This is a genomic window from Microbacterium sp. B35-30 (genome assembly GCF_010634855.1).
Lineage (GTDB): Bacteria > Actinomycetota > Actinomycetes > Actinomycetales > Microbacteriaceae > Microbacterium.
In genome coordinates this window covers 49,769-75,029 of record NZ_MWLQ01000002.1, presented here as the reverse complement: position 1 = coordinate 75,029, position 25,261 = coordinate 49,769, and the positions used below count along the sequence as shown (strand labels likewise).

Here is a 25,261-nt window from a genome sequence, read left to right as displayed (position 1 = left end):
GGCTGATCAGCGGTCGAGGTCGAGGTCGAGGTCGCGACCGGACGACGAAGCGGCCCCACCATCAGGTGGAGCCGCTTCGACCGGCGTCAGCGGTCGACGTGCGACAGCTGACGGCCCGAGAGCTCCTCGAGCAGGTCGTCGCCGAGGGCGACCTCTTCGAACGGGGCGTCGATCTCGGCGCGGTCCAGCAGCTCGCCCATGCGGCGGCGGCGCTGACGCGTGATGAGCGTCACCACGGTGCCCGAGCGTCCGGCGCGGCCGGTGCGCCCAGAGCGGTGCAGATAGGTCTTGTACTCGTCGGGTGCGTCGGCCTGGACGACCAGATCGATGTCGTCGACGTGGATGCCTCGAGCCGCGACATCCGTCGCCACCAGCACGTTGACCCGGCCAGAGGTGAGCTTCTCGAGGTTGCGGGTGCGCTTGGCCTGGTTGAGGTCCCCGTGAAGCGCGACCGCACGGATGCCGGCGTCGTCGAACTGGTCGGCGAGCATCTCGGCGTAGGCGCGGGTGCGGGCGAAGACGAGAGTCTTGCCCTCGCGCGCGACGAGCGAGTCGAGGATCTCGGCCTTCTCCCGGTGCTCGATCACGAGCACGCGGTGCTCGATCGTGCCCGAATCCTGGTCTTCGCCGGCCACCTCGTAGACGGCGGGCTTGACGAGGAACTCGTCGACGAGCGCCGCCACCTCACGGTCGAGCGTGGCCGAGAACAGCAGCTTCTGGCTGCCCTTGGCGGTGTGACGGAGGATGCGCTGCACCGGCTCGAGGAAGCCCAGCTCGCACATGTGGTCGGCTTCGTCGAGCACGACGATGCGGATCTCGGAGAGATCGAGCTTGCCCTGGTTGACGAGATCCTCGATGCGGCCAGGGGTGCCGATGACGATGTCGACGCCCCTCTTCAGCGCGCCTGCCTGACGACCCTGCGGCACGCCGCCGTAGATCTGGGTGGTGAACAGGCCGACGCTGCGCGCGATCGGCTGGATCGTGCCGTCGATCTGCAGCGCGAGTTCGCGCGTCGGTGCCAGGATGAGCGCCTTCGGCGCGCGGGCGAACTCGCGGCGCTGGCCGGCCTGCGAGCGCAGCACGCTCTCGACCAGGGGCGCACCGAAGGCGATGGTCTTGCCGGACCCGGTGCGGCCGCGCGCGAGCACGTCCTTGCCGTGGAGGATCGGCGGAATGGTCGCTGCCTGGATCGGGAACGGCGACGCCGCGCCGAGATCGGCAAGCGCACGCACGATGTTGTCGCCGAGCCCCAGGTCCCCGAAGGTCGCCTCGGCGACGTTGTCGGCCTGGATCGCCTCGGCCTGGAGGCGCTCGTGCACGACGTCCACGTGGGCCTCGTACGCCGCCGTGCGCGCGGGGGCATTCCAATCCGAGCGGTTCGCTGCGCCGTCCCGGCGAGGACGGTCGCCCTGCGGACGGGCGGGACGGTCATCCCTACGCGGGCGATCGTCGTAGGAACGCGCCGGACGGTCACCCTGCGAACGGACCGGACGGTCATCGCGACGAGGACGATCGTCGTACGAACGCGCCGGACGGTCACCCTGCGAACGCGCGGGACGATCGTCGTACGAACGGGCCGGACGGTCACCCTGCGAACGGACAGGACGGTCATCGCGACGAGGACGATCGTCGTACGAACGCGCCGGACGGTCACCCTGCGAACGGACAGGACGGTCATCGCGACGAGGACGATCGTCGTACGAACGCGCCGGACGGTCGTCGCGGGCGTGGGTGCGGATCGCGCGGGCTTCGCCGCGGCCGGCACGCTCCTGGGCGTTCCAGCGGCGCTTGGGCGAGGCATCCGCCTCTTCGGGTCGGTGGCCGCGGTGGCCGGCGCTGCGGCTGCCTGTCTGACCCGCCGACGACTCGCCCGGGCGGCGCTTGCGATCCTGGTAGCTGGACTTCGCGCCGTAGCGGGGTTCGAAGTTCTTGGCGGGGCGGCCGCCGGCCGGCTTCTTGTTCTTGGGCACGGTTTGTCCTTCTCTGGGTTGTTCTCGCGGAACAGCACTCCCCCGCGCGCGTGCGTGCGATGCCGCCCACGGCGGCGAGGAGTTACCCGGACTGTTCGTCGGCCGGGGGCCATTCGATGTGATGGTCGTCAGGGCGGACGCGCCCAGACCATCGGCCCCAAAGACTCACAAACCCGATCCGCGCATAACGCGTTGTCCAGAGCCGACCGCGCCAGCGTACCAATGCCGCCTGCACAGCCGCTGAGCGCGAGCGCAGAATCGATTCGCCATCAGCCGGACATTCTCCCTGGAGGCCGGGCTACTGTTTGACTCAGCGGCTCGCGGCTGAACAGCGTTTTTTGCTGATCAGCGCTATCTGCTGAACTGGGGAATTGTCGTCAGAGCCGGCGGACCCCGGGGTCGGGGTCTATTGGGGGATGTCGGCACACCGGGGGCGTCGTATAGAACCGATCGTGAGTCGAATGCCTCCCACGACCCTTTTCGACGCAACCAGCGGTCAAGCCGCGGCGCCTCGCGCGATCGCGCCCGCCGCCCGACCGGCTCGCGCGCATGCCGCGTCCCGCCGCACGGCAGCCTCGCCGCCGAGGGTGTCCGAGCCCTCGACCGCCGATGACGCCGACCTGCCGAGGCTGGGCACAGCGCCCGTCCGCACCGACCCGTCGCTCCTCGCGCACCGCGTCGGACGGCTCGCCGTGCTCTCGCTCCCGGTCGGCGTGCTCGTCTCACTGCTCGCCAGCCATGACCCGACGTGGTGGCATCACCACTTCTCCCAGCTGGGGACGCACTCCGACTTCTCCGGCCGGACGTTCAACACCATCGTGATCTTCTCGGGGTTCTTCCTGGCTGCCTACGGCGTGCTGGTCGCGGTTGCGCTTCCCGCCGGCATGAGCCGCCGCAGGGCACGCGGCTTCCGCGGGTCGATCGTGTCGGCCGGCCTCCACCTCACCGGCGTGGGGCTCGTTCCCATTCCGGTGAGCGTCGTCATGCACGACATCATCGCGGCCTGTTTGGGGCTGTCGTTCCTTGCGACGGTCGCCACCGGCCTCGCGATCCCCGGTCGCAGCCGACGGTTCCGCCGCATCACCGTCTTCTGCGTCGCGCTGCTCGCCGTCGGCATGATCGTGCTGACCGCCGGGTTCATCACGCTCGCGCTGTTCGAGTTGGTCGCGTTCGTCACGATGGGCGCCTGGCTGCTGGCTCTTCCCCGCACACTGGCGCCCGCATCCGTCGGCGCCCGCCGGCGCGTCGCGGACGCCCGCACCACCGCAGAATGGATGCCATGGCAGACCCCGTGGCCCACCCCATCACCGTTGCGATCGAACGACGCATCGACCCCTCCCGCACCGCAGAAGCCACGAGCTGGATGCAGGCAGGAACCGATCTCGCCGCCGGCTTCGCGGGCTTCCTCGGTTCCGGCTGGGTCCGTGCCGGCGAGAGCAGCGACCTCTGGTACATGCTCTACCGCTTCCGCGACATCCCGACCCTCGAGGCCTGGGAGGATTCGCCGCAGCGCTCGTGGTGGCTCGAGTCCGGCCGCGCCTTCGCGAACGAGGTCCGGGTCGAGCGACGCACCGGCATCGAGGGGTGGTTCGACGCTCCGTTCGCGACCAACGTCGAGTCGCGGCATCCGGCTGTCTCCACGGCACCGTCCACCGGACCGGTCCAGCAGCCGATCCCACCCGCCCCGGCGCGCTGGAAGCAGGCCGTCACGATCTGGCTCGGCTTCTTCCCCACGAATCTCCTCGCGTCGTGGCTCCTCGGCTTCGTTCCAGGGTTCGCGGAATGGCCGCTGATCGCGCGCGTGCTGCTCACGACGGTGCTGCTCACCCCGGTGATGACGTACGCGGTGCTGCCATGGGTGACACGGATGCTGCGCCCCTGGCTGCAGCGCGGCGCCTGAGCGGCGCGACATCCGTCAGCCCGAGCCTCCCTCGCCGGAGCATCGAGACGCGGCCCGTGGCATCCGTCACCGGATCGTGTCGCGCCGAACACCCCGGACGGCCGGGAGCGGTCGTACTCTGACCTCGTGAGCACCACGAACACCTCGACCCTGCCCGCGACGGCAGCACCCACACCCGGCCGCCGTGCGGAGTCTCAGGCGGTCTACGCCGGGCTCATTGCCGGCGCGATCGGGGCGGTCTACGGCCTCCTCGTCGGCGTGTTCGCGCCGGATCTGCAGCTCGCCGGCCAAGCCGACTCCTTCGCGGTATGGGCGGCGTGCGGCGCGGCAGTGGTCGCCGCCGCCGCATCGACGGCCGAGTACTGGCGCGCGCGCAACCGTCCCGGGCAGGAGTGGCGGCAGACACTGCCGTCGTGGAAGTTCATCGTCAACACCATCTCGGTGGTCATCGTCCACACAGCGCTCGCCTTCGTGGCGGTGTACGCGCTGTATCGCGTGCTCGCCATGGGCTTCATCGGGCTGCCGATCGTGACGTTCTGGGCGGTCGTGCTGATGGCGGTGACACTCGGCATCACCACGTGGATCGTGTTCCTCTCGGTCTCGGCGATGACGACGCAGCGCATGTCATCGCTGCTGCTCGCGTTCATCGCCATCGGCACGCTCACGGCCATGGTCACGACGCCCGACCCGAAGTGGTGGACGATCCACTTCAGCCATCTCGGCTCCTTCGAGGACGACCTGTCGAGCTGGGTGTTCAACGGCACCCTCATGGCAGCGGGTCTGCTCGTGACGACCTTCGCCGTCTACATCGCCAACGACATGCGCGCCCTCGCGGCGGCGGGCGTGCTCGAGAACCCGCGCGGACCGCGCATCGTCTCCGTACTCTTCGCCATCATGGGCATCATGCTGGCGTGCGTGGGCGTGTTCCCCGTCGACGTGAACCTCGCGCTGCACAACCTCTCGGCATCCGGTATGGCGGCGATGTTCCTCGTCCTGCTCATCGGCGGGCCGAACTTCCTCCGAGGGATGCCGCGCACCTACTTCGTCGCGTCATGGGCATTCCTCGCGGCCATGGTGGCCTCGGTGATCCTCTTCATCCCCGCGATCGGCTTCTTCTCGCTCACCGCGTTCGAGATCATCGTGTTCGCGCTGATCTTCGGCTGGATCGCGGTCTTCATCCGCTTCCTCGGCGTCGCCGGCCGCCCGGACTGACGGGGACGGTCCCGACGCGGGCAGTTCAGCGCGCGACGCCCGTTGGTGTCAGGACGGCGCCGGAGCCGAACCGTCGCGCAGCGGCGAACCGACGACATCGAACTGAAAGCCGCCGAAGGCGCCGGAGAGCAGTGGGCGGGCATCCGCGATCGAAGCCTGCACCTCCGGGAGCGCCAGCGAGGCACGATGCGCGTCGGCGCTCTCCCACAGCTCGATCACGTAGACCGTGTCGGGATCCGCGTCGTTCACGCCCACCTCGTACAGGAGGCAGCCGACTTCCCGCAGGTGGTCGCTCCGGCGCGTGAGGTGGCGCACGAGCTCGTCCCGCTTGCCGGGAGCGGCACCCAGACTTCCTGCATTCGCGAACACCATGCGTCGACGGTAGCCCCATGCTCCGACAGAGCGTCCGCCGCCGTTGCTCATGTGCTCGTCGTCGGAGCCGGGCCTGCGGGGCTCGCCGTCGCCGCCTGTCTGAGACGCGAGGGGATCGACGCGCTGATCGTCGACCGCGTCGTGAGCTGCGGCGCGCGGAGCTCCGCGCGTCCTGACACCGCTGCGGGGTGAGGGAACGGTTCCTGCCGCGCCGCTCCGCCCTTGTCAACCGGGGTCCGTGCGCCCGCGCGTGGACGTACGTTTCCCCTGAGGACGAAGGAGCATCACATGGACCGCAACGCAGAAGAGCCGAAGACGGACGACGAGGGCACCCGCAAGCCGGGCGGCCTCGGACGCGACGGGACGATCCCCGACGCGCCCGACGGGGTCGCGGCGGGCCACACGGGCGTGCCGTCGACGTTCGAGCCGGAAGAGGACGAGAAGGCCGACCGCTAGGCGGCTCGGCCGCGAAGGAGAGTGTGATGACCGACAGCTTCGTTCCGCGCCTGTCCCCGGAAGACAGCAATCCCGCCAGCGATCTCAAGACCGACGTCATCAAGGATGTCGAACGCGAGCACACCATCACCGGCGACTTCGTCGGGCCGCGCAGCGACGAGATCCCCGACGACGAGTCGGATCAGGGCGAGCCGTGACCCGCTGACCGCGGGCTGTGCATCCCCTGACTGAACGATCACGATTCCGTCTCGACAGGCCCCCGGGCGTGCGGGGCACGCACACTGGGGTGCATGTGGTGGAGGTTTCTCAGGGCGGTCAAGCGCCGCGAGCATCGTGTCGCACCGACGACATGGGTCGTGGCGATCGCCGCCGTCGTCTACACGTTCGCGCCGATCGACCTGATTCCCGAGCTGCTCCTGGGGCCGCTCGGCTTCGCCGACGACATCGGCGTGTGGGGCACCTTCGCCGTGCTCTTCGCCCGTGAGCAGCACCGCTGGCAGGCCGGCCTCACGTCGCACTAGGAGTGCGTCGGAGCCCATGAGTAGCATGCAGCTCATGGCCATCAAGCTCGAGAATGTCGGCATCGCCGTGCGCGACATCGACGCGGCGATCGCTTTCTTCACGGACCTCGGCCTGACGGTCCTCGGCCGCGACACGGTCAGTGGCGAATGGGCCGACACCGCCGTCGGCCTCGAGGGCAACCACGCCAAGATCGCCGTGCTCCAGACGCCCGACGGTCACGGTCAGCTCGAGCTCTTCGAGTACATCCATCCCGACGCCATCGAGACGGAACCCACCCTTCCGAACGAGATCGGCATGCACCGCGTCGCTTTCTCCGTCGACGACATCGACGAAGCGCTCGCGATCGCCGCGAGGCACGGCTGCCACCCGCTGCGCGGGGTGGCCACCTATGACGACGTCTACAAGCTCACCTACCTCCGCGGTCCCAGCGGCATCCTGGTGATGTTCGCCGAGGAGTTGAAGAAGAGCTGACCGGCGATCGCCCGACCGACCAGATTCGCGGAAGGACCACCGGGTGACCGACGAGTCGAGATCTCTGTGGGATCGCGAAGCGCTGACGTTCGACGACGCGGCCGATCACGGCCTGCGTGATCCGGAGACCCGTCGCGCCTGGGCCGATCTGCTGCTTCCCCTCGTAGGAGATCCCGGCCGCCACGTCGCGGACCTCGGATGCGGAACGGGCACGCTGTCGGTCCTCCTCGCGGTCGAGGGCAGGCACGTCGTGAGCGGTGTCGACTTCTCGCCCGAGATGGTGCGACGGGCCCGCGCGAAGGCGGAGGGCATCGTGCCGGCACCGGTCTTCACCGTGGCCGACGCGGCGGACCCGGGCCTCCCGGCCGGTTCCTACGATGTCGTCCTCGCTCGGCATGTGCTGTGGGCGATGCCGGATCCGGCAGCCGCGCTGGCGACCTGGATCGGCCTGCTCGTCCCCGCCGGCGTCCTGATCCTCATCGAAGGCCGATGGCATACGGGCGCCGGGCTGAGCGCAGCGGAATGTGCGGAGCTCGTCGGTCGGTTCCGCGACGACGTGCTGCTGCGGCCGCTCGACGACGCATCGTTCTGGGGCCGCCCCATCGACGACGAGCGGTATCTGATCGTCAGCAGGAGCTGAGCTCGGCGCGGGTCAGCCGCTGCAACTGAGAAGGGGACGGATGCCGCTGCTCGCGGCATCCGTCCCTTCAGGCTCGTTCGAGACCGGAGTCAGGCGTCGTGGCGGCGGTCGCCGTGTTCGCCGTCGCGGTCGGAAGCGGGATCCTCGTCCGTCTCGGGACTCTCGATGGATCCCGGCTCGGCTTCGGTTTCCGTCTCGGCGGGTGAGGACTCGGGGCGAACCTCGTCGTCGTGGGTCGCGTCGCCCTGCTCAGGCTCCGGCTCCTCGGACGTACGGGCCTCGTCCGCGACGGACTCGGATTCCGCATCGCGGACTTCAGCCGCACTCTCGGCCTCGTCGGCGGACTCCGCCTCGGGCTCATCCTCTGAACCGGTCGACACCTCGGGCTGCACCTCGTCCACCGCGCGGTCGGGCTGCGCTGCCGCCTCGTCCTCCGCGATCTCGGGCTGCTCTGCCGCCTCGTCCGCCGCGGTCTCGGGCTGCTCTGCCGCCTCGTCCGCCGCGGTCTCGGGCTGCTCGGCCGGCTCGACGTCGGATCCACCGAACGCACCGGTCTCACCTTCGGCACCGACCGGTGCGACGTCTGCCACATCGGCGTCCGCCTCGGACGCGTCACCGCCCGTCACGTCGGCCTCGGTCGCGGTCTCGGTCTCGCTCTCTACGGCATCCTCCGACGACTCGGACGCGTCGAGTTCCGGCTCGGTCACCGGTGCATGCGCGGCGGCATCCTGCCCGTCGGCATCCGGGACCTCGTTCGGCTCCGCGACCGCGTCGCCCGAGGGCTGAGCGGTCGGCACAGCGTCGATGACGGGCACCTCGAAGTCGGCCGGCGAGTCAGCGCCGGCGGACGCCGGAGCCTGCTCCTCGGCCTCCGCGGGCACGTCGTCAACGATCGCCGGAGCGGGTGCAGAGTCCGACACCTCGACGTCGGGTCCCTCCTCGATCACCGGCACGGCGACCTCTGCCACGCCGCCGCGCTCGCGCTGGCGACGCTGGCGCCGGGTCTCGAGGGCGGCCGCGCCTGCGGCACCGGCCGCGACACCCGCCGCACCGGCACCGGCCGCACCGGCACCGGCCGCACCGGCGCCTGCCGCACCGGCGCCTGCCTCGCCGGCCCCGGCCGCCGCGGCGCCCGCGCGTGCACCCGCGCCGACACCGGCGCCGACGAATTCGCGCTCGTCCACGGCATCGGTTCCGCCCGCCGGGCCGTCACCCTCAGTAGCCGGACCGCCGTCGCCGCCGTCCTCGTCACCGCGGTCGCGACGACGCGCTGCGCGCCGCTCCTTCGCGCCCTCGACGAGGTTGTACAGCGTCGGCAGCACGAGCAGCGTCAGCACGGTCGACGACACCAGGCCGCCGATCACGACGATCGCGAGCGGCTGCGAGATGAACCCGCCCTGACCCGTGATCCCGAGCGCCATCGGCGTCAGCGCGAAGATCGTGGCGAGCGCCGTCATGAGGATGGGGCGCAGACGGCGAGAGCCACCGGCGACGGTCGCGTCGTGCGCGCTGAGCCCCTTCTCGCGGTACTGGTTGACGAGGTCCACGAGCACGATCGCATTCGTCACCACGATGCCGATGAGCATCAGCACGCCGATGAGCGACGCGACGCCGAGCGGCACGCCCGTGATGATCTGCAGCAGGATCGCACCGGTCGCCGCGAACGGCACCGAGACGAGCAGCAGCAGCGGCTGGCGCAGCGACTTGAACGTGGCCACCATCACGATGTAGACGATCAGGATGGCCGCGAGCAGGGCGAGGCCGAGCTGCGAGAACGCATCCTGCTGCTGCGTCACGACGCCGCCGAGCGTCGCGTCGGCCGACGCGGGCAGGTCGGCGTCCGCGAGGGCTGTCGTCACAGAGGCGGAGGCGGTGGCGAGGTCGTCGGTCGACGGGGTCACCGTCACGGTCGACGTTCGCTCGCCGGCCTCGGTCGTGATCGACGTGGGGCCCTCGCTCTGTTCGACCGTCGCGACCTCCTCGAGCGCGATGGGGCCTGTGGCGCTGGGCACCTGCAGCTGTCGCAGCTCGTCGAGCGACGCCGGGGTCTCGGAGGCGGCGAGGTACACCGTGAGCGACGTGTCGTCGATCTCGACCGTGCCGATGGACTGCGGCTGCATCGTGTTCGACACCAGCGCGCCGACCGCGACCTCCGACAGGCCGAGCTGCGCCGCCTTGTCGCGGTCCACGGTCACGGCGATGTAGGGCAGCGACGCCGCGAGGTTGCTCGAGACCTGGCCGACGCCCTCCGCGCCGTCGACGGCGTCGATGACGGCATCCGTCGCGGTCTGCAGGGTGTCGGAGTCGGGGGCCGTGACGTCGATCGCGATGTCGGTCGAGCCGAAGCCGCCGCCGCCCGCCGCGACGGTGATCTCGCCCGCGTCGTCGAGGTCGGCGACCGCCTCCTGCACCTCTTCGCGCAGTGCCACCTGGTCGGCGCCGGAGTCGGTGGTGATCGAATACGTGATGCCGCTACCGCCACCCGAGAACGCGTCGCGCAGCGCCGAGCCGCTCGAGCCGATCGACACCTGTACGGTTTCGATGCCGTCGATGCCGAGGAGCACCTCTTCGACCTGCTCCGCGGCGGCGCTCTCGGCCTCGAGCGAAGGCGCCGGACCGATGTCCTGCGTCATCGTGAAGGTGTTCTGGCCCGAGTCGCCCAAGAAGTTGGTCTTCATGAACGGCGCGGCGGCGATCGTGCCGACGAGCACCAGCACGGCGAGTGCGAGCGTCACCCACGAGTGCTTGAGCGTCCAGCGGAGGATCGGCAGGTACGACTTCTGCAGGCGGCTCGGCGGGGCGGCCGGGTCTTCGGGGTCGATCGCGACGCCCTCGGCGTCGAGGATCTGCTTGCCGGGCTTCAGGAACCAGTACGCGAGCACCGGCACGATCGTCAGCGCGACGAAGAGCGACGCCGTCATCGCGATCGTGACGGTCATCGCGAACGGACGGAAGAGCTCCCCCGTGACGTCGCCGACGAACGCGATCGGCAGGAAGACCGCCACGGTCACGATGGTCGACGCCGTGATGGCCGAGGCGACCTCCCGGACGCCGCGCAGGATGGCGGTCTTCTTGTCGGAATCGCCGACGTAGTGCCGCTTGATGTTCTCGATGACGACGATCGAGTCGTCGACGACGCGCCCGATCGCGATCGTGATCGCGCCGAGCGTCAGGATGTTCAGCGAGTAGCCGAACGCCTGCAGACCGATGAAGGTGATCAGCAGGCTTGTCGGGATCGAGATCGCGGCCACGAGCGTCGAGCGCACCGACAGCAGGAAGACGAAGATGACGAGGACGGCGAAGACGAGGCCGAGCAGGCCCTCCTTCGCGAGCGTGTCGATCGATTCCTGGATGTAGGGGGCCTGGTCGAAGACGACGGTGAATTCCGCGCCGTCGAGGGATTCCTCGAGGTCGGGAAGGATCGCGAGCACGCCACGCGACACGTCGACGGTGTTGGCCGAGGGGAGCTTGGTGACCGCGATCGTCAGGGCCGGCTCCCCGTTCACGCGTGAGACCGTGGTGACCGGGTCGGTCTCCTCGACGACGGTCGCGACATCCGCGATGGTCGTCGCGCCGCCCTGGAACTGGTCGGCCGTCGAGGGCACGAGCGGCAGCGCCGCGATCTCGTCGACCGTCGTGATCTTCGAGCCGGTCTGCACCGTGAGCGTCTCGTCGTTCTCGGTGACCTCACCGCCCGGGAACAGCACGCCGTTCTGCTCGAGCGCGTCGCTGATCGCCTGCTGCGTGAAGCCCGCCGCGGCGAGCGCCGCCTGGTCGGGGGTGATCGTGACCCGCTGGCCGACGCCGCCGACGATCTGCGCGGCGTTGACCCCGTCGACATCCTCAAGATCCGGGACGACGGATGCCTCGAGCTGAGCTTGGATCGTCGCCTCGTCGTCGTAGCCGGTGATGGCCAGCTGGATCACCGGGAAGTCGTCGATGCTCGCCGAGATGACGCTCGGATCGACCCCCTCGGGCAGCTGGCTCTTGATGCGGTTGATCGCCTGCGTCATCTTCTGCTCGGCGGTCGCGAGGTCGGTGCCGTAGGTGAAGGACGCCTGCACGATCGAGGCGTTCGTGGTGCTCGTGGCCGTCGACGACTCGAGCCCCGGCACGCCCTGGATGGCGGTCTCGATGGGCACCGACACGTCGTTGCTCACGACCTCGGGCGACGCACCCGGGTAGGTCGAGACGACGATGAGTGCGGGGAATTCGATGGAGGGGATGAGTTCTTGCTTGAGGTTCGTGAGCGCGAGTCCGCCGAAGATGGCGGCGACGATTGTGATCAGAGCGATCAGAGCGCGGTTCTTGAGACTCAGGACGGCGAGGTTCGACACACGGAGGCCTTCGCTGGTGTGGTGGTGCAAGGGATGCGGGAGCCCGCACGATACGGAGATGTATCGGTTGTCAGTATTTCATGCAGTTCTCATCTGAGATCCCCGAGCCCTCCACGCTCAGAGCGCCGCGATCCACCCGCCGAGCAGGAGTCCCAAGCCCGCGGCGAGCACCGAGAGCGCGAGCGTGCCGAAGAGGTTGAGTGCGGCTTCCCGCCGGCGTCTCCGCTGGGCGAGCAGCACGGTCTCGACGGAGACGGTGCTGAAGGTCGTGTAGCCGCCGAGCAGGCCGAGACCGAGAACCAGCGACAGCTCGGGGGCGATGGCGGCACCGAGCCCGGTGATCACCCCGAGGGCGAAGGACCCCGAGACGTTCACCACGAGGATCCCCCACGGGAACCCCATGCCCCTCACCGGCGTGAGCAGCCGATCGACGATGTAGCGGAGCCCGGCGCCCACGCCGCCGGCGAGTGCGGCGAGCAGCAGCCAGGGGCTCACTCGGCGTCCTCGGGGAGTTCGATCCGACCCGGTCGGTCCGAGATCCGGCGTCCGAGGAAGAGTCCGGCGAGCGCTCCCGCGACACCTGCGACGACGGATGCCGCGGCCAGCCCCGCCGCGAGCCACGGCGTCGTGACCCACAGCGCCGTCGCGACCGCGAACGCGCTGTAGGTCGTGAAGCCGCCCAGGATCCCCGTGCCGAGGAAGGCGCGGGCGAGCGGGCGGCGGTCGTCGAGCCAGCCGACCACGATCCCGAGGATCAGGGATCCGGCGACGTTGATGCCGAGCGTCACCCACGCCACGGCGGCCGGATCATCGACGGGCGCGACGAGGACCGCACGCGCAAGCACGCCGATCGCCCCGCCCGCCACGGTGACCCCGAGCACGCGCGGGTCGACGGGCTGCGGCATCCCTTCACGCTACTCCGCCACCCCACGGTCCCTGAGCCTGTCGAGGGGCTCAGCGCCCCTGGCGGAGCAGGCCGCGGATCGCGGACTCGGGCGTGATCGACAGGTCGAGAAGCTGGCCGTCTCTGTACCGGGCGAACACGCGCGGATCGATGTAGGAGCCGCGCGCGACCGAGGGCGTGTTGCCGAGCGCCTCGGCGGTGACGCGCACCGCCAGCACCTCGGCGCGCTTGAGGTCGGTCTTCGTGTCGACCGTGCCGATGCGCGCGAGCGCCTCGGCGGCGAGGATGGTTCCGCGCAGGGTGCGGAAGTCCTTGGCGGTGAACCCGCCTCCGGTCAGCGAGCGCACGTACGCGTTCACCTCGGCCGGAGTGAGCGGCATGCGGCGTCCGCCGCGCTGCCACGCGAGCAGCGGCGAGCGGGGCCTTCCCGCCGCGAGCAGTTCGATGACAGCGGCGAGTTCCACGTCGTCGATCTCGAGAAGCTGCCGTTTGCCGCTCTTGCCCGGAAAGGAGAACGTGACGACGGATGCCTCCACCGTGGCATCCCGTCGCTGCAGGGTCGTGAGGCCCCGGCTGCCGTGCGCGGCGAGGTAGCGCTCCGAGCCGATGCGCGGCGCCGCGTCGTCGAGGAGCCGGAACGCGACCGCCAGCACCCGTTCGCGGTCGAGCGCGTCCCGTCGCAGCGACGTGGTGACCCGGGCGCGGGCGCGAGGCAGGGCCTCGGCGAGCGCCAAGGCTCGCGCGAACTTGCCGCGGTCGCGGCCGGCGGTCCAGTCCGCGTGATAGAGGTACTGCCGTCGGCCGGCGTCATCGACGCCGACCGCCTGGATGTGCCCCTCTGGCCGCACGCTGATCCACACGTCCTGCCAGGCGGGCGGGATCACCAGCGCCTGGATGCGGGCCAGATGTCGCGGCACCGGCGCACGGCCCTTCGCATCGAGGTAGCGGAACCCGGAACCCGCACGCAGCCTGCGGAAGCCCGGGTCCTCGTAGGGGCGCACGCGGACGAGCTTCGGCATCCGCTCACGCTACCCGGGTCGTCGGTCCCGCCGGAGCGCCCGTCGATGGACTCGACTGCGCGCTCGGCGGCGGGAACGGCGACCACGCCGTCAGTGGTTGCGAATCATCGCGACGAGCTCGGACTTCTTCTTGCCCGAGTACCCCTTGAGGCCGAGCTCCTTCGCGCGCTTTCGCAGCTCGGGCACGGTGCGCTCGTCGTAGTCCTTCGCCTTCGCGCCGCGCCGGCCGACGGTCTTGCGGCCTTGGCTGGCAGCGGCATTCGAGATGCGCGCAGCCTTCTCCTTCGAAGCGCCCTCGTCGCGGAGCTCTTCGTACAGATCGCGGTCCTTGAGATTCGACCCGCGTCCTCCTGGCATGGCTTCCTCCTTCGGTCACCGCCTCGTGGGCGGATGTCACAGGCCCTTGCCCCCGGTCACCGGCAGGATCGCCCCCGACGTGTACGACGCGTCGTCGCTCGCCAGGTACACGTAGGCACCGGCGAGCTCAGCGGGCTGCCCTGCCCGTCCCAGGGGCGTGTCTTGGCCGAAGGACGCGAGTCGCTCGGCATCCCATCCGGTCGCCGGGATGAGGGGTGTCCAGATCGGTCCCGGGGCGACGCCGTTCACACGGATGCCCTTCGGGCCCAGCTCCTGCGCGAGCGCCTTGATGAAGGCGACCTGCGCGGCCTTGGTCATGGCGTAATCGATCAGCCCCGGCGACGGGTTGAACGCCTGGATCGAGGTCGTCACGATGATCGACGACCCGGGTTGCATGTGCGGCACTGCGGCACGCGCCGTGAACATCTGCGCGTACAGGTTGGTGCGGAACACACGGTCCCACTCGGCGGTCTCGAGCTTCTCGATGCCCTCGCGGTCCTTCTGATACGCGGCGTTGAGCACGAGCACGTCCAGGCCGCCGAACTCGCCGACGGCGCGGTCGACGATCTCGGCACAGAAGTCCTCTTCCTGCAGGTCTCCGACCATGGGCAAGGCGCGCGCCCCCGCCTCGGTGACCCAGCGGGCCGTCTCATCGGCGTCCTCCTGCTCCTCGGGCAGGTACGTCAGCGCGACATCGGCGCCTTCGCGTGCGAACGCGATCGCCACGGCACGGCCGATGCCGGAGTCGCCGCCGGTGATGAGGGTCCTCCGTTCGGTCAGGCGCAGCGCGCCCCGGTACGAGCGCTCGCCGTGGTCCGGTTCCGGGTGGGTCTCCTCCGTCAGACCGGGCTGCTCCTGCTCCTGCGGCGGGAACGAGCCGTCGTGGTGGGCGGTCGTCGGGTCGGTGGAGGCCGATGTGCTCATACCCGCGAAAATACGGATGCGCGAGGATGCGCTCACGGGGCTTGACATCGCCGCCCGCCGGCCGTATCACCGGTCGGCCGGCCGACTTATCACCGGAAAACCAGCGCCGTCAAGCCCCTACGGGCCGCGTCGCCGGGGTGCCACTGTCGATTCATGCCCACGAGGCATGCGGTGCATTCCCTGCATCGACAACGCAGAAGGAGAACGTCCCATGAACCTCGCCCTGATCATCATCATCGTCGTCGCGATCGTGCTCGCGATCGTCGGCGGCCTCAACTCCGCACTGAGCTGGCTGCTGTGGGTGGCCATCATCATCGGAGTCATCGCGCTGATCGCATTCCTGTTCAGAGTGATCAGCGGGAACCGAAACACCTGATCTGCACCACAGTCGTGAAGACAGCGGATGCCGCGGCCGGAGTGGGCCGCGGCATCCGTCTGTCCGGCAGGTGCCCTCGCGCCTACAGGTGCGCTTCCGCGTAGACGCGGAGCGCGTCGCGCACGAACTCTGCACCGCGGGTGCCGCCGTCGGTCGTCGCCCGGGCGCGAAGCGCTTCCGAACTGTACTGGGCGCCGAAGCGCGGATCGGCCACGTACATCTCGCCGAGACCGAGCACGTAGCCCTTCACGTCGCCGCCCGGGGCGGACGCGGGCGTGCCCGGCACGCCGGTCAGCCACTCGACGTGGCGCTTCGCGAGCGCCTGAGCCTCGTCGCTGTCGGGTGCGATCCCGGCCTCCGCGGCCGCGATCCAATCGCGACCGAGGTCTGAGACCCGCTGCTGCCATGCGGCCTTCTCGTCGGCGCTCATCGAGCGCCACCAGCGGTCGCTGTCGGCGTACGCCTTCTTTCCCCAGCGCTCTTCGACCTCGTCCTTGTACTGCGTGTGGTCGAAGCCGTCGAACATGTTCTCTGCCATCATTCCTTCACCTCCTCTCATTGCGTCGATGGTGTGCTGCACCGACGCGATCTGTCGCGCCAGCCGGTCCTGCTCTTGACGGAGCCACGCCAGGTGGGCCTCGAGAGCCGACTCCTCGCCGGTCTCCCGCTCGAGCACATCGGCGATCTGCGGCAGGCCCAGCCCGAGCTCGCGCAGCAGCAGGATGCGCTGCAGGCGCACGAGCGCCGCCCGGTCGTAGTACCGGTAGCCGTTGTGGCCGATGCTCGACGGCGGAAGCAGCCCGATGTCGTCGTAGTGACGCAGCGTGCGGCTGGTGGTGCCCGCCAGCTTCGCGATCTGCTGGATCGACCATTCGTCCTGGTCCATGTCGCCTCCCCTCTTGGTTCGTCGACCACGTTAAAGCTTGACGCTGCGTCAAGGTCAAGCCCGGACATCCGCTTGCTGCGGGGTTTGGGGCGCGTCGCGTGCACTTGGAGCGCCCGGCGTGCGCCCCAGTGTCCGCGGTGCGCCCCAACCCGGAAGAACCTGGAGATTCGAAACCCGGCCTTGACAGACTCGCGATATATCGTGTTACCCTGGCCTCACGCGATATATCGCGATATTGAACCCCCGAGATACGCAGGAGAAACAGTCATGACCCTGGAGAAGTGGATCATCCACCCGGGCGAGACGCGCGTCATCGACATCGAGACCGTGCGCACGCTCAAGATCGGACTCGTCGGCGGGCAGATCGACGTGATCGCCCACGACGAGCCCGGCATCCGCATCGAAGTTCACGACGTCACCGTCAAGGACCTCCGCATCGAGGTCGCGGACGACCACGTCGAGATCGACCACCCGCAGCTGCGCTGGGACAACTTCCTCGAGGTGTTCCGCAACTTCGGCGCCGGCGGCCCGAAGGCCGAGATCAGCGTCGCAGTCCCCCGCGAGGTCGCCCTCACCCTCGGGGTCGTCAGTGCGAGTGCCCTCGTCTCGGGCCTGCGCGGCGACGCATCCCTCAACACCGTCTCGGGCGACATCATCGTCGACGGCCTCAGCGGCGACCTCTCGGTCAACGCCGTGTCGGGCGACGTGCAGGTGCGCGAGCTCGTCGGCGCGCTCAACGCCAACAGCGTCTCGGGCGACGTCGCTGCGACCGGCACGCTGCGCAAGGCCACCATCGACACTGTCTCGGGCGCGGTCCTCGTCGACTCGACCGGCGACATCCTGTCGGTCGGCCTCAACACCGTGAGCGGCAGCTCTACGGTGCGCCTCGACGAGGGCTACCCGGCCAACTACGTCGTCCGCAGCGTTAGTGGCCGCGTACAGGTCGACGGCGTCGTCCGCTCGGGCAACGGCACGGGCCCGACAACCAACTTCGCCGGCTCGGTCGGCGAGCTCAGCGGCAGCTTCGCCGATGTGCGCGCCCACAGCGTCTCGGGCGACATCACGGTGCTGCGACGCGCGGCCACCCCGGCTGCGGATGCCGCATCCCCGGCGTCCGAAACGCCCGCTGCATCCACGCCGACGGCCCCCGGTGGAGACGACGGCACCGATGACTCGGCAGCCCGTGAAGCGGCGGCCGGCTTCGACCGAGGAGAGCTGTGATGACCCCGGTCTTCTCGCACGGCGATCTGCGCCTGTATCTGCTGAACCTGCTCGATGAAGGTCCGCGCCATGGCTACGACATCATGCAGGCCCTGTCGGACCGCACCGGGGGCACCTACACCCCCAGCGCCGGCACCATCTATCCGCGCCTGGCGAAGCTCGAAGAGGAGGGACTCGTGACCAAGTCGGTCGACGGCCGCAAGACCGTGTACGCGATCACCGAGGCCGGCCACGCCGAAGTGCAGGCGCGCGCGGGCGACCTCGTGGGCATCGAGGCGGGACTCGCCGACTCGGTGCGGCTCATCGCCGACGAGGTGCGCGGCAGCGTTCGCGAGGCGATGAAGAGCCTGCGCGCCGACCTGGCCGCCGCCTCTCACGACGAGCGCGAATCCACGCCCCAGGGCCCGCGCGAAGACGACCCGCGGGTGCGCAGCCGCGAGCAGATGCAGCGCCTCGACGCTCTGGTCAACGAGTTCCGCGCGAACCTGCGCGGCGACGTCCGCGTCCATGTGGCGCGCGGCGGCGACCTCGCGGCCTCGATCGTGGATCAGGTGGCGAGCGAGCTCGACCAGGTCGCCCGAGAGGTGACACGCGCGCTGCGCGGCTGAGGCCGTTCCGGTCGACGGCCCGGAGCATCTGCCCCGGTCGTTGAGCGAGCGAAGCGAGACGAAACGCCTCGGACCTTCTCGCAGGTCCGGGGCGTTTCGTCTCGCTCGCCGGCGCTCGCTCGCTCGCTCACCGACCGAGGATCTCACCCCGCTCAGGCGGGCCAGATCTCCTCGTCGTCGGGCACCGGCTCCCCGAGCGGCACGATCAGGATCGGGCGGTGCTGCCGGTGCGCGAGGCGCACGCCGACCGCACCGGTGAAGAACTCGCGGACCGACTCGCCGAAGCCGCGCTTGCGGGTGCCGACGACGATCAGCCGAGCGTCGACCTGATCGGCGAAGTGCTTGATCGCCATCGCCGGGTCGCCGACCAGCTGGCGCACCGTCCAGTGCGGCCAGGCATCGCCGAGAACGGATGCCGCGGCATCCTGCACCTTCGCCAGCTCACCCTCGCCGGCAGCGATGTTGATGTCGATGGGCGCCGAGTGGACGTACCCGTCGGGGTCCTCGTAGGTGACGAAGCGGGTCACGTCGACGTGGACCACGACCAGCGGCACCTGGAACAGCTTCGCGTAGCGGGCAGCCTCCTTGAGGACCCGCGGCGACTGGTCGGGGATCACTCCCGCGACCACCGCCCCATGGAGGCTCTCGTCGCTCGTCGCCTCGCCCTGGGGCTCGGATGCCTCATCGGTCATATGTCCGCACTCCTCCTATGCCCCTGGGGCCGCAGCGGCCGGGCTACCGGGGCTCCGTGTTATCCTGAATGCTACTCTTACCGGTTCGAAGCCGGATTCGTGAATGCCCGGGTTTGCGAGGCCCAGAGCCCGCAGAATAGCCCGCGACCTTAAATGAGGGGGTCTCGCATGGGGCGTGGCCGTCAGAAGGCGAAGCACACCAAGATCGCCCGTGAGCTGAAGTACGACACGTACAACGTGAACTACTCGGCACTCGAGCGCGAGCTCGGTCACCACGACGACGAGTTCGTCGACAAGTGGGCCGACCAGTACAACGACGAAGACGAGGACGAGACCTCGCCCGTCTCGTCGTCGCAGGCTTAAACTCCTCCGTCGCTCTCACCCTCACCCCGTGTTCGCGCGCGGGTGCAGGGTGAGTGGCGTGCGCCCGCAGCGCGGCACCCGCGTTCGGCCCGCGCGGTGGAGCTGGTCTGCGTGCCGCTAGGTGTACCCGGTACAGCTAGGCCGTGTCGCCCGCGCGGGCCGCGCGTCGCGCTCGCCACCACGCCCAGAATCGGTCGAGCAGGCGCTTGAGCGCCGCGGCCGTTCGTCGCGCCCAGTGGAATTCCGTGCCGAGCACGGCGAGTCCGAGGAACACCACGAGCCATCCCGGTCCCGGCAGTGGCACGAGCAGCAGCCCGCCCACCGCGAGGATGCCGCCGACCGCGCCGACCCCGAACCGGTAGGCGCGGTTGAGCCGCGGATGCCCGTCGATCCAGCGGCGCGCGCGGCGCAGCATCCGCCGGATCGGACGGTCGGGCGCCTCGGCAGCGGCGATCTCGGTGCGCACGCGAGTCTCGAGAGTTGCAGGGGTCTCGAGGGGTCCCGGGGTCTCGTCGTTGGTCACGTCGGCGAACCTAACACGATATATCGCGAAGGGCCTGAGAACTTCGGATGCCTCACCAGGCGCCGTGGCGACGTTCCCAGTCGTCCTCGACGGTGTGCGGCTGCGCGGCGACGACGCCGGCAGGGATGGCGGCCGCCACGACGACGGCGAGGACGATGAGCGGGCCGGTCCAGGAGTCCGTCGCGTCGTGGAGGAGCCCGATGCCGACGGGGAAGACGGCGGCGATCGCGTAGCCGCCACTCTGCACGAACCCGCTCAGCGCCACTGCGCCCTCGTGCGTGCGGGTGCGCAGGCCGAGGAGCACGAGGATCATCGGGAAGAGCAACGGTGCGAGCCCGAGGAGCGCGACCCAGAGCCACGGCGCCACGGTGGGGACGAAGAGCAGCCCTGCGATGCCCGCGAAGCCCGTGCCGACGGCGACACCGAACAGCGCGCGGGTCGCGTTGCCCCGGGTGACCAGCAGGGGCACCGCCAGCGATGCCGGCAGACCCATGAACCCGAACAGCGCCAGCAGCACGCCTGCCACGACGGGGGTGACGCCCGCGATGTCGACGAGGATCGTCGGCAGCCATGCGAACGCGGTGTAGGCGAGGCTGCTCGACACGGCGAACCCGACGAGCAGCGCCCACGCAACAGGCAGCCGCCACATGCGGCCGAAGGCGCGCGGGCTCGGCTGCTCGATGTCGTCATCGTCCGCGGCCGCCGCTTCGGCACGGCTCTTCTCGGCCGCGGCATGGCGCACCGCGAGGCCGATCCACGGGACGCTCGCGACCAGGGCGAAGACGGCCCAGAGCCCCAGCGACACGTGCCAGTCCGAGGCATCCGCCACCGGCACCGCCACGAGGGGCGGGACGAACGTCGCGAGCGCCATCGTCGTGGAGAAGACGGTGGTCATGAGCCCGACGCGATCGGCGAAGTACCGCTTCACGAGCGGCGGCAGCAGGATGTTGCCCACGCCGACTGCGGCGAAGATCAGTGCCGTGCCCGCCAGCAGCAGTCCCGAGCCCGGCGCCAGGCTGCGGACGATCAACCCGATCGCGACGACGACCATCGCGACGACTGCCAGGCGCTCGAGCCCGAACCGCCGCTCGAGGGCCGGCGTGAGCAGGCCGAACACGGCGTAGCAGACCGGCGGCGCGGTGCCGATCAGCCCGATGACCGCCGCCGGCACGTCGAAGTCGGCGGCGATGTGGTCGTACAGCGGTGACAGCGAGGCGACCGCGGAACGCAGCGAGAAGGCGAACAGCACGATGCCCACGAGGGCGAGCGCTCGACCACGCCAGAGGGGTCGGGACGAGGGGGAGCTCACCTGTCAACCCTAGGCGGCGCGAGAAGACCGACGGTCGCGGACGGCGGCGCCCTGCCTCCGTCCATCGGCGCATCGGGCTGGGTATTGACATTATTACTGAGGACACTCATACTTGAGCGTACTCAGCATTGGATCCGATCCTCGCATCCGACCTTCCACGAACAGCAAGGAGAACCTCATGAGCACCACGAGCAGCGACCCGATCACGTCGTATGCGCAGGCACCGACCCGCACCCTTTCCACCGGCGGGGTCACGTTCGCCTATCGCGAGCTGGGACCGAAGGGGGGCGTCCCCGTCGTCTTCTTCGTCCATCTGGCCGCAACTCTCGACAACTGGGATCCGCGCATCGTGGATCCGATCGCGAAGGACCGCCACGTCATCACGTTCGACAACCGTGGCGTCGGCGCCTCCACCGGCGAGGTGCCGGACAGCGTCGAGGCGATGGCAGACGACGCCTACGCCTTCATCCGAGGGCTCGCATTCGACACGATCGACGTGTTCGCCTTCTCGCTCGGCGGCATGGTCGCCCAGGCGCTCGTGGTCAAGCATCCCGAGCTCGTGCGCAAGCTCGTCCTCACCGGCACCGGCCCCGCCGGCGGCAAGGACATCGACAAGGTCGCCGGCACCACGTACTACGACATCCTGCGCGCCACGCTGACGCGGTCGGACCCGAAGGAGTTCCTCTTCTTCAACCGCAACGCGACCGGCAAGCTCGCGGCCAAGGCCTTCGTGAGGCGCCTCCAGGAGCGCACCGTCGATCGCGATGCCCCCATCACGACGAAGGCGTTCCGGACGCAGCTCAAGGCGATCAAGAAGTGGGGGCGCTCCGCGCCGGCCGACCTCTCGAAGATCACCCAGCCCGCCCTGATCGCCAACGGCGACAACGACCGGATGGTGCCCTCCGTGCTCTCGGAAGACCTGCACCGCCGCATCCGGGGATCCGAGCTCGTCATCTACCGCGACTCCGGTCACGGCGGGATCTTCCAGTTCCACGAGCAGTTCGCGCCCGTCGCGGTCAGCTTCCTCGCCCGCTGACGGCACCCCGATTCATCGAGAGGAATGAGCACATGAGCGTCGCCCCCTACAAGAGGAAGCCCCTCACGTCATCGATCCTGCTGTGGGTCCGCACGGACCAACCCCGCCAGACCGGCATGGATCACTGGAAGGGCCCCCACTCGGGCATCATCTCGGCGACCCCCGGACTGGACGAGTACCGCCAGATCCACCTCGCCGAGCACAATCCCGGTCTGTGGCCGTCCACCCGCGGCATCGAGACGGCGATTCCCGCCGACCGCAGGATCGACGGCGTGGCCGAGGTCACGTTCCGGTCGATCGTCTCACCGCTGCGAGGTCGCGCGCAGACCAGGCTGGCGTTCAAGGACGAGATCAACGTCTTCCGGCGCACGCTCCTGTATGCGGGGCCGCCGTACTCCACCCGGTGGTATCGCGTGGCGGAGCCCGGCCGGAGACCGGGTGCGCGGGCCCTCGTCTACCTGCGGAGGCGGCCGGACGTCGGCGGACGCGCCTTCCGGAAGTTCGTCAGCCGAAAACTCGCACCCGCGCTCGCCGGCACCGGCGCCCTCAGAGAGCTGCGGACCCAGACGTTCCTCCCCTGGAACGAGAAGCTCTGGGACACGCCGGACGTCGCCCACGACAACCCCGCCGATCAGCGCTTCCACGCCTCCGTCATGCTCGGCTTCGACGATGTGGCCGGCCGCGCGGCGTTCTTCGCGAGCCGAGACGTCGAGAGGCTCTCGAGCGCGCTCGCACCGCAGGTCTCGGCGGTCCACGCCTACGACGTGTCGGCAGCCCTGACCTACGTCAGCGGCGGCGTCATCCTGCCCCACTACCGGGAGTAGGCCGGTGCTGCCGCCCGGGCGGCAGACACCGAAGCCCACCCATTTCTGACTACAATCAGAAAGTCAGTCAGTTTCTGCACCCCGGAGGATCACGCCATGGCCATCGACACCCAGCCGGTCGGTCGACGCGAGCGCAACAAGCAGGACAAGCTGCAGCGCATCACCGCCGCGGCCCGCGAGCTCTTCACGCAGCACGGCGTCGACGACGTCACGACGCAGCAGATCGCCGACAAAGCGGACATCGGCACGGGAACGCTGTTCCTATACGCCAAGAACAAAGGCGAACTGCTCCTGCTCGTGCAGAACTCCAGCTACCTCGACGCCCTCGCCGAGGGCAGAGCCGCGGCCGAAGGCGTCGCTGATCCGCTCGAGGCGGTGATCGCGATCATCCGGCCGGTCGTCGAGTGCAACCGGGTGCAGATCGACAACGGGCGCACGTACCTGCGCGAGATCGTCTTCGGCGATCCCGAAGAGCCCCACCACCGCGAGGCGCTCGCCCTCACCGTGCAGACCGAAGAGGCGATCGCGACCGTCCTGCAGCGCGGCCGGCGCACCAGTCCGGACGATGCGGCCACGCTCGCGCACGTGGTCTCCGCCATCACGTTCGTCAGCATGGCGGCCACCGTGAACATCGCCCTCTCGGTCGACGAGATCGTGGACGACATCCGCCGTCAGGTGCGGGTGCTCCTCCCCGCCTGAATCCGCACCGCCGAGCCGCCGCAGCTGCCGCGCCCGAGGGCGTTTCGTCTCGCTCGTTCCTCACTCGCTCCACGACCGGAACCGAACCGCCGCACCGGTCGTTGAGCGAGCGAAGCGAGACGAAACGCGGCGACTCACCGGATTCGCCGACCGTAGAACCTCGCCGTCAGCTCTCCTGCGAGCCCTCGACCCAGGCGAGGTACTCGTCGGTGACAGTGCCGGTGATGTAGCGGCCGTCGAAGCAGCTCATGTCGAGGTCCTCGACGTCGGAGCCCTCGAGGATCGCCGCCTTCAGGTCCTCGACCTCCTGGTACACGACGAAGTCGGCGCCCAGCTCCTCCGCGATCTCGGGAATCGTGCGACCGTGAGCGACCAGTTCCTGGCGCGAGGGCATGTTGATGCCGTACACGTGCGGGTAGCGCACGGGCGGCGCGGCCGAGGCGAACGTGACGCTCTTGGCCCCGGCATCCCGTGCCATCTGGATGATCTCCTTCGACGTCGTGCCGCGCACGATGGAGTCGTCGATGAGGAGCACGTTCTTGCCCTTGAACTCGCTCGACATGGCGTTGAGCTTCTGACGCACGCTGCGCTTGCGCGCCGCCTGGCCGGGCATGATGAAGGTGCGGCCGACGTAGCGGTTCTTGTAGAAGCCCTCGCGGTACTCGACTCCCAGCTTGCGTGCGACCTGCATGGCCGCGGGGCGGGAGGAGTCGGGGATCGGCATGACCACGTCGATCGCCTCGCGCGGCGTGAACTTCGCGATGGTGTCGGCGAGCCGGTCGCCCATGCGCAGGCGCGCCTCGTACACCGAGATGCCGTTCATGACCGAGTCGGGGCGAGCCAGGTAGACGTATTCGAACGAGCAGGGCACGAGCTTGGGGTCGGTCGCGCACTGCTGGGTGTGCAGGTTGCCCTCGAGGTCGATGAACACCGCCTCGCCCGGGTCGACGTCGCGGACGATCTCGAACTCGCCGTTCTCGAGCACCAGGGACTCGCTCGTGACGACCCACTCGTAGTGGCCGTCCTCGTGCTTGCGCGTGCCGAGGATGAGCGGACGGATGCCGAACGGGTCGCGGAACGCCAGCAGACCGTAGCCGGCGATCAGGGCGATGGCCGCGTACGAGCCCTCGACGCGCTCATGCACACGGCTGACGGCCTGGAACACCTGGGTCGGATCGAGTTCGAGGCCCGAGATCGACGACTGCAGCTCGTTCGCCAGCACGTTGACCAGCAGCTCGGTGTCGGACGACGTGTTGAGGTGACGGCGGTCCTTGTGGAAGAGCTCCGCGGTCAGCTCGCGGGTGTTCGTGAGGTTGCCGTTGTGCACGAGCACGATGCCGTAGGGGGCGTTCACGTAGAAGGGCTGCGCCTCTTCCTCATTGGACGCGGTGCCTTTCGTCGCGTAGCGCACGTGGCCGAGGCCGATCTCGCCGAGCAGCGCGCGCATGTCGCGCGTGCGGAACGACTCGCGCACCTGGCCCCGGGTCTTGTGCTGGTGCACGACCCCGCTGCGCTCGGCCGTCGCGATGCCGGTGGAGTCCTGGCCGCGGTGCTGCAGAAGCAGAAGGGAGTCGTAGATCTCCTGGTTGGCAGACCCACGGCCCACCACTCCGACGATTCCGCACATGGGTGTTGCCTGC

General features: G+C 69.5%; 27 protein-coding genes and 1 pseudogene. 14 read left to right on the top strand and 14 right to left on the bottom strand.

Translation table 11 applies throughout. The features are described from left to right. Positions 1 to 86 precede the first annotated feature (86 nt). Together B2K11_RS01215 and B2K11_RS20560 are read right to left on the bottom strand one after the other, a co-directional pair. Positions 87 to 1,970, bottom strand: a complete 1,884-nt coding sequence (locus B2K11_RS01215) for a DEAD/DEAH box helicase (RefSeq protein WP_163616033.1) — start codon at positions 1,968 to 1,970, stop codon at positions 87 to 89. An 847-nt stretch (positions 1,971 to 2,817) separates the two neighbouring features. Next, the gene (locus B2K11_RS20560) at positions 2,818 to 3,147 is read right to left on the bottom strand and encodes a resolvase (protein WP_239525564.1); all 330 of its coding nucleotides are present in this window, start codon (positions 3,145 to 3,147) and stop codon (positions 2,818 to 2,820) included. Positions 3,148 to 3,249: 102 nt separating this feature from the next. Here B2K11_RS20560 and B2K11_RS01205 point away from each other — a divergent pair, with 102 nt between their 5' ends. Next, the gene (locus B2K11_RS01205) at positions 3,250 to 3,870 is read left to right on the top strand and encodes an antibiotic biosynthesis monooxygenase (RefSeq protein ID WP_239525561.1); all 621 of its coding nucleotides are present in this window, start codon (positions 3,250 to 3,252) and stop codon (positions 3,868 to 3,870) included. Positions 3,871 to 3,996: 126 nt separating this feature from the next. Next, the gene (locus tag B2K11_RS01200; protein WP_163616030.1) at positions 3,997 to 5,082 is read left to right on the top strand and encodes a DUF998 domain-containing protein; all 1,086 of its coding nucleotides are present in this window, start codon (positions 3,997 to 3,999) and stop codon (positions 5,080 to 5,082) included. Positions 5,083 to 5,130: 48 nt separating this feature from the next. Here B2K11_RS01200 and B2K11_RS01195 read toward each other — a convergent pair whose 3' ends face one another. Then, on the bottom strand, positions 5,131 to 5,454 hold the full coding sequence (locus B2K11_RS01195) for a putative quinol monooxygenase (RefSeq protein WP_163616028.1): 324 nt from the start codon (positions 5,452 to 5,454) through the stop codon (positions 5,131 to 5,133). Between the two features lie 288 nt (positions 5,455 to 5,742). Here B2K11_RS01195 and B2K11_RS20415 point away from each other — a divergent pair, with 288 nt between their 5' ends. From B2K11_RS20415 to B2K11_RS01170, 5 genes are all read left to right on the top strand, one after another. Next, entirely contained in the window at positions 5,743 to 5,910 is a 168-nt protein-coding gene (locus B2K11_RS20415) for a hypothetical protein (protein WP_204259966.1), read from the top strand. Between the two features lie 26 nt (positions 5,911 to 5,936). Then, positions 5,937 to 6,107 (top strand): hypothetical protein, encoded by a 171-nt coding sequence (locus B2K11_RS01185; protein ID WP_163616027.1) that lies wholly within the window; start codon positions 5,937 to 5,939, stop codon positions 6,105 to 6,107. Between the two features lie 93 nt (positions 6,108 to 6,200). Then, a complete protein-coding gene (locus B2K11_RS01180) occupies positions 6,201 to 6,431 on the top strand; it encodes a YkvA family protein (RefSeq protein ID WP_163616025.1) in 231 nt (76 codons plus the stop codon). Positions 6,432 to 6,465: 34 nt separating this feature from the next. Then, positions 6,466 to 6,903, top strand: coding sequence for a VOC family protein (locus B2K11_RS01175; protein WP_163616107.1), 438 nt, complete (start codon positions 6,466 to 6,468; stop codon positions 6,901 to 6,903). Between the two features lie 43 nt (positions 6,904 to 6,946). After that, positions 6,947 to 7,543 (top strand): class I SAM-dependent methyltransferase, encoded by a 597-nt coding sequence (locus tag B2K11_RS01170; RefSeq protein ID WP_163616023.1) that lies wholly within the window; start codon positions 6,947 to 6,949, stop codon positions 7,541 to 7,543. Positions 7,544 to 8,805: 1,262 nt separating this feature from the next. Here B2K11_RS01170 and B2K11_RS01165 read toward each other — a convergent pair. The 6 genes and pseudogenes from B2K11_RS01165 to B2K11_RS01140 all read right to left on the bottom strand — a co-directional run. After that, positions 8,806 to 11,880 (bottom strand): annotated as a pseudogene (locus tag B2K11_RS01165) (efflux RND transporter permease subunit); the annotation flags it as partial. 117 nt (positions 11,881 to 11,997) lie between these two features. Then, positions 11,998 to 12,375: a fluoride efflux transporter CrcB gene (gene crcB, locus B2K11_RS01160; protein WP_163616021.1), complete on the bottom strand. Its 378-nt coding sequence runs from the start codon at positions 12,373 to 12,375 to the stop codon at positions 11,998 to 12,000. After that, a complete protein-coding gene (locus B2K11_RS01155) occupies positions 12,372 to 12,785 on the bottom strand; it encodes a CrcB family protein (protein WP_163616019.1) in 414 nt (137 codons plus the stop codon). Before B2K11_RS01155 ends, crcB begins: the two co-directional genes overlap by 4 nt. 49 nt (positions 12,786 to 12,834) lie before the next feature. Next, positions 12,835 to 13,803: a DNA topoisomerase IB gene (locus B2K11_RS01150; RefSeq protein ID WP_163616018.1), complete on the bottom strand. Its 969-nt coding sequence runs from the start codon at positions 13,801 to 13,803 to the stop codon at positions 12,835 to 12,837. A gap of 90 nt (positions 13,804 to 13,893) precedes the next feature. After that, a complete protein-coding gene (locus tag B2K11_RS01145; RefSeq protein WP_163616016.1) occupies positions 13,894 to 14,160 on the bottom strand; it encodes a Rho termination factor N-terminal domain-containing protein in 267 nt (88 codons plus the stop codon). 36 nt (positions 14,161 to 14,196) lie between these two features. Further along, positions 14,197 to 15,084, bottom strand: a complete 888-nt coding sequence (locus B2K11_RS01140) for an SDR family oxidoreductase (protein WP_163616014.1) — start codon at positions 15,082 to 15,084, stop codon at positions 14,197 to 14,199. Positions 15,085 to 15,295: 211 nt separating this feature from the next. On the opposite strand from B2K11_RS01140, the gene B2K11_RS20410 reads away from it, so the two are divergent. Beyond that, complete coding sequence (locus B2K11_RS20410; RefSeq protein WP_204259965.1) at positions 15,296 to 15,460, top strand: hypothetical protein; 165 nt, start codon at positions 15,296 to 15,298, stop codon at positions 15,458 to 15,460. Positions 15,461 to 15,542: 82 nt separating this feature from the next. Here B2K11_RS20410 and B2K11_RS01135 read toward each other — a convergent pair whose 3' ends face one another. Beyond that, a complete protein-coding gene (locus B2K11_RS01135) occupies positions 15,543 to 16,346 on the bottom strand; it encodes a MerR family transcriptional regulator (RefSeq protein ID WP_163616012.1) in 804 nt (267 codons plus the stop codon). A gap of 267 nt (positions 16,347 to 16,613) precedes the next feature. Between B2K11_RS01135 and B2K11_RS01130 the strand changes: the two genes are divergently transcribed. Both B2K11_RS01130 and B2K11_RS01125 read left to right on the top strand, forming a co-directional pair. Next, a complete protein-coding gene (locus B2K11_RS01130) occupies positions 16,614 to 17,567 on the top strand; it encodes a DUF4097 family beta strand repeat-containing protein (RefSeq protein ID WP_163616011.1) in 954 nt (317 codons plus the stop codon). Further along, positions 17,567 to 18,175, top strand: a complete 609-nt coding sequence (locus B2K11_RS01125) for a PadR family transcriptional regulator (RefSeq protein WP_163616010.1) — start codon at positions 17,567 to 17,569, stop codon at positions 18,173 to 18,175. Before B2K11_RS01130 ends, B2K11_RS01125 begins: the two co-directional genes overlap by 1 nt. 152 nt (positions 18,176 to 18,327) lie before the next feature. Here the strand turns inward: B2K11_RS01125 and B2K11_RS01120 are convergent, their stop codons facing one another. Then, on the bottom strand, positions 18,328 to 18,867 hold the full coding sequence (locus tag B2K11_RS01120) for a universal stress protein (RefSeq protein WP_163616008.1): 540 nt from the start codon (positions 18,865 to 18,867) through the stop codon (positions 18,328 to 18,330). Between the two features lie 168 nt (positions 18,868 to 19,035). Between B2K11_RS01120 and B2K11_RS01115 the strand changes: the two genes are divergently transcribed. Then, entirely contained in the window at positions 19,036 to 19,230 is a 195-nt protein-coding gene (locus B2K11_RS01115) for a DUF3073 domain-containing protein (RefSeq protein ID WP_163616007.1), read from the top strand. A 136-nt stretch (positions 19,231 to 19,366) separates the two neighbouring features. Here B2K11_RS01115 and B2K11_RS01110 read toward each other — a convergent pair whose 3' ends face one another. Both B2K11_RS01110 and B2K11_RS01105 read right to left on the bottom strand, forming a co-directional pair. After that, positions 19,367 to 19,753: a TIGR02611 family protein gene (locus B2K11_RS01110; RefSeq protein WP_239525558.1), complete on the bottom strand. Its 387-nt coding sequence runs from the start codon at positions 19,751 to 19,753 to the stop codon at positions 19,367 to 19,369. A 52-nt stretch (positions 19,754 to 19,805) separates the two neighbouring features. Next, on the bottom strand, positions 19,806 to 21,062 hold the full coding sequence (locus tag B2K11_RS01105; protein ID WP_163616005.1) for an MFS transporter: 1,257 nt from the start codon (positions 21,060 to 21,062) through the stop codon (positions 19,806 to 19,808). Positions 21,063 to 21,240: 178 nt separating this feature from the next. Between B2K11_RS01105 and B2K11_RS01100 the strand changes: the two genes are divergently transcribed. The 3 genes from B2K11_RS01100 (at position 21,241) to B2K11_RS01090 (ending at position 23,621) form a co-directional block, all read left to right on the top strand. Further along, positions 21,241 to 22,098, top strand: a complete 858-nt coding sequence (locus B2K11_RS01100) for an alpha/beta hydrolase (protein ID WP_163616004.1) — start codon at positions 21,241 to 21,243, stop codon at positions 22,096 to 22,098. A gap of 32 nt (positions 22,099 to 22,130) precedes the next feature. Further along, positions 22,131 to 22,922: a strictosidine synthase gene (locus tag B2K11_RS01095; RefSeq protein ID WP_163616002.1), complete on the top strand. Its 792-nt coding sequence runs from the start codon at positions 22,131 to 22,133 to the stop codon at positions 22,920 to 22,922. Between the two features lie 96 nt (positions 22,923 to 23,018). Beyond that, entirely contained in the window at positions 23,019 to 23,621 is a 603-nt protein-coding gene (locus B2K11_RS01090; RefSeq protein ID WP_163616000.1) for a TetR/AcrR family transcriptional regulator, read from the top strand. A 166-nt stretch (positions 23,622 to 23,787) separates the two neighbouring features. Here the strand turns inward: B2K11_RS01090 and purF are convergent, their stop codons facing one another. Continuing rightward, on the bottom strand, positions 23,788 to 25,248 hold the full coding sequence (purF, locus tag B2K11_RS01085) for an amidophosphoribosyltransferase (protein WP_163615999.1): 1,461 nt from the start codon (positions 25,246 to 25,248) through the stop codon (positions 23,788 to 23,790). Between the last annotated feature and the right edge of the window lie 13 nt (positions 25,249 to 25,261).